The organism is Sphingobacterium sp. 40-24 (assembly GCF_001899705.1).
GTDB classification, from domain to species: domain Bacteria; phylum Bacteroidota; class Bacteroidia; order Sphingobacteriales; family Sphingobacteriaceae; genus Sphingobacterium; species Sphingobacterium multivorum.
Window position 1 is genome coordinate 102,007 of record NZ_MKWH01000067.1, and the last position, 16,298, is coordinate 118,304.

A 16,298-nucleotide genomic window follows, 5' to 3' on the forward strand; every position below is an offset into this window, starting at 1 on the left:
TTTTTGTTAAAATACGGTAAGATGGTTGAGGGCAGGCGGCGCAGGATTTAATTTAGACGCCCTATTGCTATATTTGGCCGCCATCTAGACCATCGGTTGGCATAGTCTTAACTCAATTGATGAAAAAGCATGCCTAAAACTATTTTAAGAAATCTGCAGATAGGTTTCGGAATATCCTTGTTAATCCTATTAGCGAGCTCAACGGCTTCTTATATTAGTATTCGTAAGCAGAGCCATAATAGTGCGATGGTCGACCACAGCCGGCGTGTCATGAGCCGCGTCAACAAAATTCTGCAGGATCTGCAGAATGCCGAAACGGGCCAGCGCGGCTTCCTGCTTACAGGTATGGACAAGTTTCTGGATCCTTACAAAACCGGCCTTCAGTCGCTGCCCCAGTCGCTGAGCCGTGCGCACGACCTTACTTCCGATAATCCCGAGCAACAGCAGATAATCGATACGCTATCCACACTCGTGCAATCCCGACTGGCAAAGCTTGAAAACCTGGTCAATATCAAAAAGCGTGGTGGAATGGTCTCCGTATCGCAGCTTGAGGAGGGGAAAACCTATATGGACAGTTGCCGTTTGCTGATCAGCAAAATTATCGATCGTGAAGAACTTTTGCTCAATAAGCGTTCGGAAGAACTCGGCCGCTCTTCGGGCTATACCTCCATTTTTGTTTTGTTGGCCGCTGCTGTATCCTTATTGATTACCCTCTTCTTTTACTTCCGCCTGCGAGCGGATTTCTTTCAACGGGAGCAGCTGCAGAATGACCTGAAACGTAAAGATGAAGAGATCCAGCGGCGGCTGAGCATTACCCAGCGCATCGCACGGGAGATAGCGGCCGGACATTATGATATGCAGATTCAGGATGGCGAACAGGACGATCTGGGCAGCCTGACGGGATCCCTCAATGAAATGGCGCGTTCGCTCAAAACATCTTTTGAAGAACTCAATAATAACAACTGGCATCAAGCTGGACTAACCCAGTTGGGTAACCTGTTGATGGGTAATAAACAGCAGGAAGAGCTTACGGCTGTCACGCTGGGCCATCTGACAAAATATGGCAACTGTGTAAACGGCGCCATATACCTGATGGAACAAGATGAGCTTGTCTTAAGGGGATCCTATGGACTTGAAGATCCCGAACGTAAACGCTTCGCCCCAGGTGAGGGCATGGTCGGCCAGGTCTTTAAAGACAAGAAAGAAAAGTTATTCGAAAACCTCGAAGATTCCCATTATGTCATCAGCTTTGCTGCTGGGAAGGTACTGGTGAACAACCTTTTTATACTGCCTGTTTTTGATGGTAACGACTGTATCGGTGTAATGGAGCTGGGCGCACTACAACCTTTTTCGAGCATTCAGCTGGCGTTTTTTAGGGATGCGGTGCAAAAGGTGGGTACGACACTTGCAGCGGCGCAAGCCAGGCTGGTGGTACAGAATTTATTGGAAGAAACGCAGGCACAGACCGAAGAATTGCAGGCACAGCATACCGAACTTGAATCGCTTAATTCGAGCCTCGAGATGCATACCCATAAGCTGCAGGCTTCGGAAGAGGAACTCCGCGTACAGCAGGAAGAATTGGTGCAGTCTAACCGTGAATTGGAAGAGCGCTCAAAATTGCTGGAAGATAAAAATGTGGAGATTGCCGAACGCAATCAGGAAATACAGAAAAAGGCGGCGGAGCTTGAACAGAGTACACGCTATAAGTCTGAATTTTTGGCCAATATGTCGCATGAACTGCGTACACCGCTCAATTCAATTCTGTTACTTTCACGCTTGATGGCCGAAAATTCGGATGGTAACCTGAATGAAGAACAGATGGAATCGGCAGCTGTGATCCAGAGTTCGGGAAAGAGCCTGCTGACCTTGATAGACGAGATTCTGGATCTTTCCAAAATAGAATCCGGAAAAATGGATCTGGATGTACAGCCTGTATTTTTTGCCGATATAGTGAATGGATTGACGGCGATGTTCGCACCAATCGCCGCCGACAAGCAACTCGGATTAGAAATGAGCGTTGCGGAAGGAATGCCGCTACAGCTCGAAACAGACAAGCAGCGCCTGGATCAGATTTTACGTAATCTATTGTCGAATGCCATCAAATTTACAGCTTCGGGTAAGGTTACCTTGCATATTGACCGCGAACAGTCGCAGACAAACCGTATCGTATTTGCAGTGCGCGATACGGGAATCGGGATACCGAAAGACAAGCAGCATCTGATATTTGAAGCATTCCAACAAGCAGACGGTTCTACACGCCGCAAATTTGGCGGTACTGGACTGGGGCTCTCCATCAGTCGGGAACTGGCGCGTCTGCTCGGCGGCGAAATCTTGCTAGATAGCGAAGAAAACAAAGGCAGTGTATTCCGGCTGATCCTTCCAGCGAAGACCTCGGATGCCACGCCAGCTGCTTTCGGCACGGTGCAATTGTTGCCGATAGAGCTAGACTTCGCTGAAGAAGCATCTACAGATGGAGTGCAGACTTCGCAAACAGTGAACTTACCTGCCGATAAGACACTGGAGATACCTATCCCAGCCGATATTCCTGATGATCGCGATAGTATCGTCGCGGGCGACCGCTTTATTTTGATTGTTGAGGATGATATTGAATTCGCAAAGATTCTGCTGAAATATACGCGCCAGCAAAACTACAAGGGTATCGTGGTCGTCCGTGGTGATATCGCGGCTGAGATGGTGGCCCGTTATATGCCGCTAGCCGTTCTGCTGGATATTCAGCTTCCGCTCAAAGATGGCTGGCAGGTAATGGCTGAAATCAAGGAAAACCCCAAGACTCGACATATACCGGTGCATATTATGTCTTCTTTACAGGTTAAGAGAGAAAGTCTGCTGCAGGGCGCCATAGACTTTATCAATAAACCGATGGCATTGGAGCAGATGGGTGATATGTTCCGTAAAATAGAAGATGCCCTCACGCGGCATCCCAAAAAAGTACTTATTGTTGAAGAAAATCCCAAACATGCGGCAGCGCTGTCGCTCTTCCTCGGAAGTTTTGACATTGCCTCGGAGATCAAGAGCAATGTAGATGATAGCATTGTGGCGCTGAGCTCAGACACTGCCGACTGTGTGATACTTGATATGGGGGTTCCAGACCGGGTTGGTTACGAGACATTGGAAGCTGTAAAACGAAATCCGGGTCTTGAAAATCTGCCGATTATTGTTTTTACCGGTAAGAACCTTTCGCAGGTAGAGGAAATGAAATTAAAACGGTATGCGGATTCTATTATTGTAAAAACGGCTAATTCCTATCAGCGTATTTTGGACGAAGTGGGTTTATTTCTACATCTCGTAGAGGAAAATAGTGGTCCTTCTACCAAATCTCCGGGTAGACTTGGCTTTTTGCAGGATGTTCTGCAGGGTAAAAAGGTGCTTGTAGCGGACGACGATATCCGAAATATCTTCTCGCTCACCAAGGCGCTCGAAAAATATCAGATGACCGTGGTCCCGGCAACGGACGGAAAAGATGCGCTGAAACAGCTGGAAGATAATCCGGATGTAGCGGTGATCCTGATGGATATGATGATGCCTGAAATGGATGGTTACGAAACGATAGCTTCGATCCGACAAGATCAGCGATACGAAAACATGCCCATTATTGCTGTTACAGCCAAATCAATGATGGGGGATAGGGAAAAATGTATTGCCGCAGGAGCGTCTGATTATATATCCAAACCGGTGGATATTGATCAGCTTTTGTCCCTACTTCGTGTGTGGATGTATGGATAATAGGTATATAAGGATGATGGATTGATTATTAGTAAGGTGTTATATAGACAATAAGGGGATACTAAAACTGCATGGATAAGAACAAAACCATATTGATCATCGACGATGATCCGAACAATATATTTGCGTTGAAATTGGCCCTGAAATCAAGAGGTTTTCAAGCGATAGGCTGCCTGTCTGCCGAAGAGGGACTTGCTCAGTTACGGGATCATGCCAGCATAGGCCTTGTCCTCATGGATATGATGATGCCCGAGATTGACGGTTATGAAGCCACCCAGCTGATTCGGAAAACAAAGAATGCCTGTGAATTGCCTATCATCGCTGTGACGGCACAAGCCATGACCGGCGACCGTGAAAAATGTCTGGCTGCAGGAGCAAATGGCTACATTTCGAAACCGATAGACATTGAACTTCTGGTGCAGCTAATAGGGGAAATAAAAGGATGATTACGGGAAAAAAAATTGTCAGCCAAGAGCAGGTGATGATGCTGATGGAGGATGTGGAGCGTCTTTATGGTTACGATTTTACCCATTATACGAAAGCCTCCTTATCGCGGCGAATCAACCAACTTTGCCTGCTGGATAATTTTGCGAGCTTTGCCGAACTGCGTTACCGTGTTGTCCACGATCCGGAATACCTGCAGCGATTTGTCGAAAAGATGACGGTCAATGTGACCGAAATGTTTCGTGACCCTAGCTTTTTTGCACATCTTCGCCAGGAAATCCTACCCAAATTGCGCACCTACGCCTTTATCCGTATATGGATAGCTGGCTGTGCAACAGGTGAAGAAGCGTATTCACTGGCCATTCTATTGCAGGAACATAATCTGCTGCACAAATCGCTGATCTACGGCACCGATATCAATCCCTCGGTGCTCGAGCAGGCAAAGAAGGCTGTTATCCCGATGGCAAATTTAAAATCCTATGTTGAAAATTATCAGCTTTCAGGTGGTAAAGCTGATTTTTCATCGTACTATACCGCGAATTATAACTGGGTGAAACTCAATCCCGCATTGCGGGAACGAATTGTATTCGCTTCGCACAATCTGGTGAATGATGCTTCTTTTAATGCTTTTCAGCTGATTCTATGTCGCAATGTGCTGATCTATTTTGACACAGAGTTGCAGGCCAGGGTATTATCGCTTTTTGATGAAAGCCTCGAGACATTTGGTTACCTTGCCTTAGGCAGTCAAGAGACGCTGCGCTTCTCTGCGCTGGCACCCAACTATGAACAGGTGGGAAACGAAAAAATATGGCGTAAGGTCAAGTAGAATCGAATACTATTTTTAACTGGATAGTATTAAAAAATTAACTTATTTAAAAAAATAAGTATCTTAGTAGGATTGGAGGAAAAATGACTAAAATTCTTTTAGTTGATGACCACCGGCTTGTACGCAATGGGATACGCTTGATAATTGATACCCACGACAAGCTTACGGTGGTAGCTGAAGTAGATAGTGCGGAGGATGCACTGATCTATCTCGAACAAAATACATTGCCGGATCTGGTTTTAACAGATGTGAATATGCTGGGGATGGATGGCATAAGTTTTATCCGTATGGCCAAAAAAATCTATCCGGATGTTAAGTTTGCCATATTATCCATGATTGAAGAGCCCGCTCAGGTAGCCGAAGCTTTTCGGAGCGGAGCGGACGGCTATCTGTCCAAGGGTGGCGATTATGATGAGATCTTGTTTGGCTTATTGCGCTTGGCGCAAGGTCACAAGTATCTGATGACCAATTTCGGTTTGCGCTTTATGGAAGATTATAACGTTGAGAGCAGTGCTACGGTCGATGTAGGTTCGCGCCTGGCACAGTATGAGATTTCCGATCGGGAGTTTGCTGTGCTGGAACTGATTGCTCAGGGCTTCACGGCAATAGAGATTGCGGATAAAATTTTTCTAAGCAAACGAACCGTTGAGGGACATCGCCAGAACTTGATGGATAAGACAAAAAGTAAGAATACGGCAGATTTGATCCGTTTCGCTTTTCAGCAGAAGCTTTTGAGTTAGCGCAGGATTTTTCGAATGGCGAAGACCTTAGGAAAGGTATCAGGAAATATTTTGCTAAAGTGAGTTATTAAGAATCGGGCTTCCATCTAAATGGAAGCCCGCTTTTTGGGCGTCTTACGATCGCTTTTGTTTCTAGCGTGAATGCTAGCGTAGATATAGCCCATGTTTGAGTCGGCCGTTGCCTGGATTTTTTTGCTACTTCAGCTTTTTCAATTTTACCGTTTTTGTTGATAGGGGTATTACATAGCGATTCATCGCATCTTTGTTTATTCCTTCCACTTCATAATGGCTTTCTGGATTTACATTGAGCAGCATATTCGTGCTATATTGGTTTGCCTCCGTATTGAAGATCAGGGTGACGCTTCGGTCTTTTTGATCGTACTGTAATTCGGCAATTTCTCCGGCATCGGTGGTCAGCCAAAGATTTTCTTTTGCCAGAAAGACACGCCCTTTGGAAGCTGTAGTCAGGGCAACCTTGACCAGCTGTTTTTCGGTTTTTAGATTACCACTGAAAGCCAGCCAGCCAAATTCGGGATGGTCGACAATATAGGTTCCCGAATTGACGGCGTAGCCATAAAAACCGGTTCCATAATCGCCCGAGATACCGTCATTGGCCAGTGTGGACGGGTAAGAGTGGAATGCTCCCGGGCCAAAGCCGTCTTGGGTGACATTGGCCAATGCACCCATCATGCCGGCATGTCCGATACGGAGTAGGTAGAAGTCGTCCGGATGGTCGCGGTAGGCAGTCAGGACGGGAATGGCATTGAGGGCCGAACCATAATGATGCAGCTGCCGCTCGATACGGGAGAGCTTGCCGCCATAGACAAAATCCCAGTAACGGCGCGCACTGCCATTGTAACCCCAGTGCGGAACGGTTGGCATGTAGGCGATGATGGCATTTAGGGTGACTTGAGCCTTTTCATCGAAACCAAAAAAGCGTGACCAGAGGTATACCTCTTCCTGACCGGTAGAGTCCCAGGGCATCTCGCTTCCGAATGGATAATTGAGGGTTTTCCAATGCTCTGCTCGCTTGCGCATGGCAGCTTCAAGCTTATCGGCCATGGTGGTTAATCCTTCCTTTCGGAGGTCATTGAGGACGATAAGGAAAATACTGCCTTCCATTTGACCGAACTGCGCGTAATAAGGCGCTTTTTCGACCATGGCGATACTGGTCTGGTACGCCCGTTCGAGGTACTTGTCCCAGGTTTCCTCGTTGACCAGATTGTTGTAGTTGCGAGCAAGCCTGTACATCACCCAGTGTGCTGCCGCCACGTGTGGGTAATTGTAGGACCGCCCAATGTCGTCGGCTTCTTTTTTAGGCCAAGCAGCCCAGGTCTTCCAGTTGATGTCCGAGCGGTATGTTCCTGCGGGCATCGAGTCGGGTTCATAATAAAAGAGGCTTTTGACAACGCCATATTTCTTGTCGCCTTCTTTATGCTGGATATGGCCATATAGCGTCTCATTGACAAAACGTTTCAATTTGGCTATTTCCTGCTGATTGGGCTGTAGTACCTGTTTCATTAGGGCGGCAAGCCAGCTTGCGGCACCGGCTTCATCGCTTAGACCCGCAAACCAGGCACTCTTATTTTGGGTGATGGGCTGCTGTTCTTCATAGTCGTAGGATATAACAGATGGTGATCGGCCAAAAAGATCTTTATCATTTTCATACCACTGCTTGGTAGTGAGGAAATGGCCCAGATCTTGGACGACTTCTTTTTCAGATTTGATCACTTTATAGTGTATCGTCTGTGTAATGCCATCCCTGTAGTTGATGGTAAGCCGCGCACGTCCCCAACGATTGCCCTTCACTTCGTATTCGGTCCAGTGCTGTGCTGTACTTCCTTTTTTTGTCAGGGTCAAAGCACCTTCAGGATAGACACTGACATTTTTGACCGCTTTGCTATGCTTAACAAAAAGTTTGGCGGGATTGTCCATGGGGACAACATATCCGGGAAGCCCAACAGCAACAGGCCTATTATTTTTCAGTAACTCCGATTCAATTTGTCGGATACTTGGTGCGAGAACGAATTTTAAGGCAAAGGTCTTTGATTCCTGTGGCTTCAAGAGGGTAGAAGTCGGTGTATTCCATTGTTCTACGCCTTTCCAGTCAGTCTCAGCATGGGCCTTACTGTGGATCAGCCATTCATGAAATCCCTCAAAGGTAATACTTCGGGGGGTCGGGTCGGTATTGAGCGGATTGTAGGCTTCAAAGCCTGCATTTTTATAGGGCAATACCAATAGACTCGGTCCATTGCCATGTAGACGGTTGACCTGTAGATAACCCGCATCTTGGCCGATATAGGGATCGAAAAACACATTCTGTGCATGCGCCTGATCGAGATTTTTCCAGTCCATGTTGTTATTGAATGGAAGGGGGATGCCCAGCGCGCCAATTTCGATGGTATAATCAGTTGGATTTGAAATCTCAAAGCTAAGGATCAGGTCACCATGGTCATCTTGCCAGTTGCGGATGACCTTTAAGGGGATGTTGTTGAGCGTAGGACTAATATCCGCGCTGGCCAGGTTGTTTTTTGTAGGACTTAGCGCCTTTACGTGCTTACGCGCTGTAGCCGATGAAAAGGCGCTCCAGGAGCTATCGCCCTGACGACGCAAACTGATCGTGATATCACCGATATGAAAAAATTGATTACGGTCTCTTTTGCGCAGGAGTTCAACAGGTGTATAGTCAAAGTCTTTTTCGCTTCCGTTGGGACGAAAAGAAGATAGCGTCTGCGACGCATTGAGAATGGCTACATTGAGGTTTTTGAGGGTAAAGCTTTTGGCGCCCTCTTCTACGCCTAAGGTGGCTTGCTGCGCTTTGACTGCTTTCCATACGGGGTGTTCGTCCTGCTGGCTATATACGCTGCTTGGCAACTGTGTGCATACGAGCGCAAATAGGATCCAATAGCATTTTTTAAGATTCATTTTAGATATTTTAATACTCATTATAAGACAGCTAAGGTCAATGCTCTTACAAAGATGAAGGATTGTACCCTGTATTTATGGGTAGATTTTAACCTTCAATAGCCCATTTTTAACCAGTTAGCCCTCAAAATTTGTAATGTGATGACTGAAGTTATAAATTTAATGTTAAATAGACATTTATCGTAGATTTTATTTGTTGTAAAATCTGTTAAATGGCAATATCGTTTCTTATGTACCTGTAAACTCTTATGTACTTGTAAACCTTGTGTTATCATGAAACATCATTTTTCTTTCGCTATTTTGGCAGCAATGGTTATGTCGCTAACAGGGCTGGTGGCTCAGCCATTGAAACCGTACCAACAGCCCAATGTATTGAATCCACTGCTGCCCGGATATTTTGCGGACCCGAGCATCAAGAAAATTGCCGATACGTATTATATCTATGCGACTACGGATGGGAACGGTTGGGGCGCAGGCCCTTCGCAGGTGTGGAGTTCCAGGGATCTGAAGAACTGGACCATTCAACCCATGAACTGGCCCAATACACATTGGTACTGGGCGCCTGATATGACGCAGGGATACGACGGACGATATTACCTCTATTATAGTCAGCCTGTAGAAATTTTTGGGGCAGTGGCCGACAGCCCAACGGGACCTTGGGAACCTTTGGTAGCCGAAGGCAAATCGATGATCCCTAATTATATGATTCCAGGTGTAATTACTCTGGACGGGCAAACCTTTCGGGATGATGATGGCCGCATTTATCTATTTTGGGGAACCTGGGGAATCTACCCCGATCATGGATGTGGGGTGGGGATACTCAACAGGGATATGAAAACGTTCGAAAAGACAGCATTGATACCCAATACGGTGGCAAAGGACTTTTTTGAGGCTCCTTATATGTTTAAGCGTAAGGGCATCTATTACCTGATGTACTCCTCGGGGCATTGCGAAGATGGTACGTATCGTGTTCAGTACGTTAAAAGTAAAACCGGTCCCATGGGGCCTTTTGAATACCCATCGACCAATCCAATATTGATTACAAACGAGGATGGCAGTATACACGGTCCAGGACATCATAGTATTCTTGAACAGGATAATCGTTATTTCATTGTCTATCACAGGCACAACAATCCACACGCTGGGGGTGGCTTCCATCGTCAGGTTGCCATGGACGAGCTATTCTTTACGCCTGACGGCGATATTGAGCCGGTGCGGCCCACACATGTTGGTGTACCGGATTTGTTTCCAGCACTAGCAGAGCCAGTCGATTTGGCTTTTGGTAAAACCGTGACGGCCTCTTCCTGGTACAATACCGACTTTAGGCCTTCTTTTTTAGTAGACAACAACAATGGAACGCTATGGCGGGCCAAAAATAATCAGGGACCCGCCTGGGTAGCTATCGACTTAGGTAAAACAATGGATATACAGACCATATCTATTCAGTTTGAATACCCGACGTATGCCTATCGATACCGACTCGAAACCTCTATGGATGGTATCGTCTGGGAAAATTTTGTGGATCGCTCGGATAACGACCGCTGGGCGAGTCCTATTGTAGAACATGGCAAAGCTAGGACGAGATATGTTAGGCTAAATGTATTGAACAGCCAATTGAATGGACTTCCTCGTGGCGTTTGGAACATGAAGGTGTATGCACAAAAGCTTCCACAACAGACGCTATGGTCTGCAGCACAAAAGATGCCTGTGCAGGAAGTCGCAGTGGGTAATTTGATCCATATCGATGCGGCCAATTACCAGGAAGGACAATACGTAAAAGGTATTCAGAATAAAGGGCTACTCGGGGGCATATTCGGCACGGAACAGGCCCTGGCTGTTAAAAATTATCAGGGTAAAAAGGCATTCTTCTTTGATGGTGGAACTGCGCTGCGATCGACATTCGCCGTGCCGCAGTCGTTGGCTGCAAATGGCTCCTATAGTATAGGACTATGGGTCAATAATCCGGACATAGCGCGGTTTGAACAGCTGGTTGCCTGGTCGTCGGGCCAGCAGGATCTCAGTAAAGCGATTTTTGGTTATGGTACTGATGCCGGACGTGGGGCCATCACGCATGGCTCTTGGCCTGATTTGGGATATGCATCGGTTCCGGACTCAAATGTGTGGCATCATATTGTATTTTCCTTTGACGGCTATCAGGAGTCTGTTTATGTGGACGGAAAGCTGCAGCGCAGGGAAAATAGGATGCTGTTTGTCAAGCCCGGGGATGTTTTTGTCTTGGGAGCTTCGGATGTACTGGACCAGCATTTTTCGGGCTATTTATCCAGTTTGCAGGTATATAATACGAGCTTGGATGAGGAGGAAGTGGTTAGGTTGGCCAATGAAGTGCCTAAATCGAATTTCTTTGCGCTGCAAACTGACGATTTAAAGCCCGGAAAGCTCAGTACCTTGCGGAACCATGGAACAGCAAAGGATACTTTAGTGACGGTTGACGATGCGATGGTCATGGTAAGGGGAAATAGACTGGCACTGAAAGGTAAAGCTTTTGAAAGTGCGGCGCTAAGGGAGATTCTTCAGCAGCAGCGGTATACGCTTTATTTTGATTGGTATGACGATGGTATCTGGCAGCATGCTGTGCTTGTCAATGATAAAGGAAAGAAGAGCTTTTATCGCAATGGGAAGATTGAAAAGCGCGTGTTTTCTGACAAACTGCTGCAGGTAAGTAAGAATACCCTCGAACTGGCTTATCCATTTCATTTCTTTCGCGCCTATGCTGGTACCGTAACATCGGATGAAGTAGACGCAAAGTTCAGTCAGTGGAAAGCGGGCCTAGCCAAGGGACTGGACAGGTATGTTCCGCAGGTGCTTTCTCCGCCGCGCCTGATCAATGCCGATCAGGTATTTGCACAGGTAGAGAAAAAGCCAGGAATGTGGTATTTATTCCGTTCTGATGGTGAGAGCTCAGGCTGGAAGCAGCAGTCTTACCACCTTTTTAAATCATCCGGACCCGGAAAATCTATCGAAGTTCTTGCGAAGGATGCCTTTGGCCATGTCAGTGAGCCGGTAGTGGAAGCGATTTCGGCGCAAAAGCCGCAATTGGTGCAGCCAGCACAGGATGAAAGCTATTCAGCCAAGGATCAGAAAATTCCTTTCTGGGATGGTTATCAATACAGTGAAAGAATCGATAGCACACAGATAGCGCTTTCCTACCTGGCTGGAACCTGGAAAATCCAGTCCAAAAATACCAAATGGGGCGATGCAGATCTTCTAGCCCCGTTTGTTTTTAAAGAGCTGGAGGGCGATTTCACGCTAGAGGTTAAGGTAAGTGATGTGGTAGGCCTGGGCCGTAAAGTACGTACATCAAGTGAAGCTGGTGTCATGATTCAAAGCATGGATCGTAAGGATGCCTACATCAGCAATTGTATTTTGACGGGATGGAACCTGGGCAACCTTTCGCGGAGCATCGGTCCACAGATTTTTCAGGAAGAGAATACAGGAACGGGCCTTAATTTTTCGCCTTACCTTCAGGTCCAAAAGGTCGGTAGTTATTTCTTTTTGCGTTGCTCGATAGATGGTGTGGATTGGAAAGATCTGCCTGGAACACCGTTTCTACGTCCAGATCTGAACGGCAAAAGACTGCGCGTCGGCCTTTACCAGATTGCCGGTAACAACCAGTTGGGCTATGGCGAATTTGAAAGACTTCGTATCTGGAAGTAAAAACAGTGAGTAGATGAAAAACGGTAAGAAGGATCACTTGGAGTCATTTGGCGTTAAAGTGCTGATTAATGAGTCAGCCTCCGCCTTTCCGACAAGCCTGGTGGATGATATGGTCTGCAATTTATAGCGGATATCCAACACTTTCGCTTGTATATTATAGCGAGTCATCACTTTCAGGACCTTGGTATATTGCCTCTTTTCGGCATCGTACCCGAAAGCGAAAAGATCCAGTTCTTCCTTGATGTTGCAGCCTTTAAAATAAACATTTTTCCAACGATGTCCTAAATTGCCGATGGGATTATACCAGATGATGGAAGAATCGAGATTTCTTCTGCCCCAGCTATCGGGAATGGGATATAGGCCCAGTTTCTTACGCTGTTCATTGTAATGAACGCCATATTTTTCGGTGATACAGGTTTTGCTGAAATACGACCGGATGGAAGGATAAATGGGCAATAGAATAGCAATAAAAGATAGTACGACAAATAGATTCCGAAAAGTGGTCTTCTTCATAAGTGGTCTTTTGATGTTACTAGGCTCGTATATTGTGCACCTTCATTGTATCTGTCTACAATGGATTTCCTGTTTTCATTTTAAATATATTAAAAAATATGGAGTGATACACTTCTAAAGTAAAATTAGGGCGATCAAAAACATTATGAAAAGGTTATTGTTGTAAAAAATAAGGTATAACCTCAGGTAATGAAAATAATTATTCTAACGCTTAGATCCTTTCTCTTTTTGTCCGTATTGCTGTTGACAGCCTGTTCGACCTTGATCAACAATGTTCAGGTACATACGTTGACAACAAATTACTGCGCGCCAAATGTGGCCTATAGATCAATTCCAATACAGGAAATCACTGCCTCGGACAGTATTCAGTTAAGGAAAATCTTTTCTTACCATGATTTTGTGCTGATCAAATATCTCAATCTGGCAGAACCTATCATCCAGTATTTGGGGACTGCGAATAATGCTACGCTGAAATTGGCGGCCAAGCAAAAGATGATTGAAAGGTACATGCTGTTTGAGACAGAGCTGAATGCCATCGCAGCAGAGTTGGATTGTAATGGTGAGCGTATCGATAAGCTCGCAGGTTATATAGACGAACTGAATGCGAAAACGCAGACCCGTCTGACTGTGGCTTCTATACTACTGGGAGCCGTTACAGCCGTGACTGCAACCACGGTCAAAAATGATGGTCTTAACAATGGGTTGAGTATTGCTGGCGGGGTCGGCACCGCCGTATTGGGATTTATGACACTAAACCCCAAAGGTAAAAGGATCAAGATGCAGCTGCAGCGAAATATGCTTGAAAGTATTTGGTATCAAAATAATAAGCAGCAGATCTACCCAAGCTCAGTTTGGGGAATTCTGTCCGAGAAAAAATTTAGTAACGCTGAAAATTTTTCTTTGATTGAAACAATGCGGCAGCGCTGGCTGCAATATGGTTTGGATGATGAACCGGATAGTCCCCGGCAGCAGCTTTATTTTAAGGATGGCGGAACTTTTTCAGCCGAGGAACTACATGATCTAGCCAATATGCACAATGAATTACAGGCGACCATTCGTTCCATTCAGCAAGATATGCGAAGTTTAATACTGGCCATTCATACACTGGAATGAGGTTAAGTCGTTTCATTACTGAAATGACTAGTCACATATCTAATTTTGGTCCTAGTGGGCGTTGATCTTTAGATATTTTTCAATTGCTTGCCCGATACTGTTGGCCTCGATAAATTCAACTAATTCCTGTACCAGGCTAGAAAATTCAGGATAGTCCGCGAATGATAGCTCCCAGATATCCTTATCGTACAGTAAGTCGTGAGTGGACTTTAAACCATTGATATACTGGCTCAGCTTGGGTTGGAGGTCGTCCTGAATAACAAGCCTTCCACTGGCGGCTTCACGAATGACCAGCAGATAAGCCGCAACACCAATGGCTAGACCCACTGGTGGTTTGCCCTGAAAAGAATACCATGGGGCGATCAGCGGAAACACACGCATTTTCATCTTGGTGGTATACTGTAAAGCAATAGCATGCCAGCGGTGGGCAAGAAAGGGATTTTTAAAACGGTCGATCACCGCCCTGCCAAACTCTTCCCATGCTGCTTGCTCAATATGGGCATAATGCTGTAGTGTGGGGCCGATTTCGCTGAAAAGAATATGGCGGATATACCGGTCAAACGCAGGAATCTGAAAAAAGTCCTTCACATATTCTACAGAAGACAAAAGCGCGATGCCGCAGCATAGGGTGTGGGTTGCGTTTAATAAACGTAGTTTGATCTCTTTGTACTGCTCGATGTTGGCTACAAGTTTAACTGCAGGATCAATTGCTGCAAATGAAAGTTGTTTCTTTACGGTTTCACTGTCTGTTTCTATTGCCCAGAGACAATATGGTTCGGCCATAATAGCGAGTAGGTCTTCATAGGGGAACTTGCTGCTCGAGATACTCCCTGGGACGATACGGTCGACGAGTGAATTGCAAAAGTGATTGGCCTCTTTAATCCAGCTGACAAATTCGGGGTTAAGATTTTGCCGTTCAGCTATCTTGAGGATGATTTTTTTAAGTACCTGTGCATTGTCGGGAACGAGTTCGGTCGGGATAATAATAAGTCCTTTGCTTGGATCGCCGTTAAAATGACGGAATCTGGTATAGAGATAAGCGGTTACTTTAGCTGCAAAGCTTGCCGGAGGATTATCTCCGATGTCACCTTTATCTTCGACCAGACCTGCTTCTGTGGTATTGGATAGCAGGATTTCCATCTGCGGATTTGTAGCAGTTTCCAAAATTTCTGACCAGTTTTGCTGTGCCGACAATACCCTGGAAATGGAGGCATTTACTTGCTGACGATCGACAATCTTTCCATTTGAATAACCCTGCACGCAGAGGGTATATAGCGCATCCTGTGTATTGAAAGCTGAACTGTCACCTTGGGTAGTTGATTTTACAACCAAAATTCGTCCATTAAATAGCCCTGCCTGATTCGCCCGATGGATAAAATCATCGGGTAGTCCTCTCAAAAGGGAACCTGTCCCAAACTGAATCACTTTTTCGGGTAAATCGAAAATGGAGGAGTGGGGTAGATCTATATTGTGAACAGCTATATTAATCAGATTTTCTTTGGACAGCTTCATGTGGCGTAAGATTAGATTTAAAAATCAAAAATGATGATGCAACTATTTATGACGCGCGCATATTTATCTAAGTACAAGTCTAACGGATCTCCATCTTATTTACAAATGAAAATAATCTAGCAGCCTTTATTGGTCGATATTGTACTATTTTTGGTCGATAAGAAGCTTCTTTTTATCAGGGATTGTAAATTCCACTATTCATTTATACGACTATCTCCCCCTCTGTAGCAACAGATTTTGACTTTTTGATATCTTTGATGCCTTTACTCCGCAGCCATTCCATAAAATGATCGGGATTGTCCGGTATAAAATGGATTACCTGACCATTTTTAAGAAGTAAAGAAAATATACCGCAATTAGCGATGAATTTAATGATTTCATCAGAACGATGTTTCAAAAGTGAAAAATATTCCATTAAGTTTGGTTCGTTTTTTTTCTTTAAAAAATAGGTTGGGTAAGATTACCCGAAATATGCGTTAAATGGTTAATTCAATCGATTGCATAAATCAATTCAAAGATGTGAAATATAGTTGATATTTCTTCAAAAGATGAAAAATTATGAGGGATTATTTTTTGCGTTAAATTGTTTTTCGTAGCGTGCTGATCGCTGCATTTTTATAAGCCTTCCCGAAAGGCTTTTCCCATAGACTTGCTGTTTTCGTTCGAAAGGTTGGCTTTGAATCTTTAGCTAAAATCAATTAGAGATGTCCTTGATAACAGGTTTTAAACATTTTTACCCTTCTTTTAAATATTCGTTGCAAAGCGATCTTACCGAAACTTCTAGCTTTGTTTTATAACCAATTGGC

Annotated in this window: 10 protein-coding genes; 6 read left to right on the forward strand and 4 right to left on the reverse strand. The window is 45.2% G+C overall.

Annotated features, from left to right (window positions below):
• Positions 1–129 precede the first annotated feature (129 nt).
• From BGP15_RS25610 to BGP15_RS25625, 4 genes are all read left to right on the forward strand, one after another.
• Positions 130–3,744, forward strand: a complete 3,615-nt coding sequence (locus BGP15_RS25610; RefSeq protein ID WP_286771088.1) for a response regulator — start codon at positions 130–132, stop codon at positions 3,742–3,744.
• Between the two features lie 71 nt (positions 3,745–3,815).
• On the forward strand, positions 3,816–4,190 hold the full coding sequence (locus BGP15_RS25615) for a response regulator (protein WP_286771089.1): 375 nt from the start codon (positions 3,816–3,818) through the stop codon (positions 4,188–4,190).
• Positions 4,187–5,014 carry a CheR family methyltransferase gene (locus BGP15_RS25620; protein ID WP_286771090.1) on the forward strand — a complete coding sequence of 276 codons (828 nt, stop codon included), beginning with the start codon at positions 4,187–4,189 and terminating at the stop codon, positions 5,012–5,014. Before BGP15_RS25615 ends, BGP15_RS25620 begins: the two co-directional genes overlap by 4 nt.
• An 83-nt stretch (positions 5,015–5,097) precedes the next feature.
• Positions 5,098–5,754 carry a response regulator transcription factor gene (locus BGP15_RS25625; RefSeq protein ID WP_286771091.1) on the forward strand — a complete coding sequence of 219 codons (657 nt, stop codon included), beginning with the start codon at positions 5,098–5,100 and terminating at the stop codon, positions 5,752–5,754.
• 195 nt (positions 5,755–5,949) lie between these two features.
• Here BGP15_RS25625 and BGP15_RS25630 read toward each other — a convergent pair whose 3' ends face one another.
• Positions 5,950–8,679: a DUF5695 domain-containing protein gene (locus BGP15_RS25630; protein WP_286771092.1), complete on the reverse strand. Its 2,730-nt coding sequence runs from the start codon at positions 8,677–8,679 to the stop codon at positions 5,950–5,952.
• A gap of 273 nt (positions 8,680–8,952) precedes the next feature.
• On the opposite strand from BGP15_RS25630, the gene BGP15_RS25635 reads away from it, so the two are divergent.
• On the forward strand, positions 8,953–12,354 hold the full coding sequence (locus BGP15_RS25635) for a family 43 glycosylhydrolase (RefSeq protein WP_286771093.1): 3,402 nt from the start codon (positions 8,953–8,955) through the stop codon (positions 12,352–12,354).
• A gap of 33 nt (positions 12,355–12,387) precedes the next feature.
• Here BGP15_RS25635 and BGP15_RS25640 read toward each other — a convergent pair whose 3' ends face one another.
• Positions 12,388–12,867, reverse strand: a complete 480-nt coding sequence (locus tag BGP15_RS25640) for a hypothetical protein (protein ID WP_286771094.1) — start codon at positions 12,865–12,867, stop codon at positions 12,388–12,390.
• 189 nt (positions 12,868–13,056) lie between these two features.
• Here BGP15_RS25640 and BGP15_RS25645 point away from each other — a divergent pair, with 189 nt between their 5' ends.
• Positions 13,057–13,980 carry a hypothetical protein gene (locus tag BGP15_RS25645; RefSeq protein WP_286771095.1) on the forward strand — a complete coding sequence of 308 codons (924 nt, stop codon included), beginning with the start codon at positions 13,057–13,059 and terminating at the stop codon, positions 13,978–13,980.
• A gap of 51 nt (positions 13,981–14,031) precedes the next feature.
• On the opposite strand, the gene BGP15_RS25650 is transcribed toward BGP15_RS25645, so the two are convergent.
• On the reverse strand, positions 14,032–15,492 hold the full coding sequence (locus BGP15_RS25650; RefSeq protein WP_286771096.1) for a tagaturonate reductase: 1,461 nt from the start codon (positions 15,490–15,492) through the stop codon (positions 14,032–14,034).
• A 202-nt stretch (positions 15,493–15,694) separates the two neighbouring features.
• Positions 15,695–15,907, reverse strand: a complete 213-nt coding sequence (locus BGP15_RS25655; RefSeq protein WP_286771097.1) for a hypothetical protein — start codon at positions 15,905–15,907, stop codon at positions 15,695–15,697.
• Between the last annotated feature and the right edge of the window lie 391 nt (positions 15,908–16,298).

What these genes read in the sequence shown, in the direction of transcription:
- BGP15_RS25610 (WP_286771088.1), top strand. Translation starts at nt 130, where the DNA reads ATGCCTAAAACTATTTTAAGAAATCTGCAGATAGGTTTCGGAATATCC.
- BGP15_RS25615 (WP_286771089.1), top strand. Translation starts at nt 3,816, where the DNA reads ATGGATAAGAACAAAACCATATTGATCATCGACGATGATCCGAACAAT.
- BGP15_RS25620 (WP_286771090.1), top strand. Translation starts at nt 4,187, where the DNA reads ATGATTACGGGAAAAAAAATTGTCAGCCAAGAGCAGGTGATGATGCTG.
- BGP15_RS25625 (WP_286771091.1), top strand. Translation starts at nt 5,098, where the DNA reads ATGACTAAAATTCTTTTAGTTGATGACCACCGGCTTGTACGCAATGGG.
- BGP15_RS25630 (WP_286771092.1), bottom strand. Translation starts at nt 8,679, where the DNA reads ATGAATCTTAAAAAATGCTATTGGATCCTATTTGCGCTCGTATGCACA.
- BGP15_RS25635 (WP_286771093.1), top strand. Translation starts at nt 8,953, where the DNA reads ATGAAACATCATTTTTCTTTCGCTATTTTGGCAGCAATGGTTATGTCG.
- BGP15_RS25640 (WP_286771094.1), bottom strand. Translation starts at nt 12,867, where the DNA reads ATGAAGAAGACCACTTTTCGGAATCTATTTGTCGTACTATCTTTTATT.
- BGP15_RS25645 (WP_286771095.1), top strand. Translation starts at nt 13,057, where the DNA reads ATGAAAATAATTATTCTAACGCTTAGATCCTTTCTCTTTTTGTCCGTA.
- BGP15_RS25650 (WP_286771096.1), bottom strand. Translation starts at nt 15,492, where the DNA reads ATGAAGCTGTCCAAAGAAAATCTGATTAATATAGCTGTTCACAATATA.
- BGP15_RS25655 (WP_286771097.1), bottom strand. Translation starts at nt 15,907, where the DNA reads ATGGAATATTTTTCACTTTTGAAACATCGTTCTGATGAAATCATTAAA.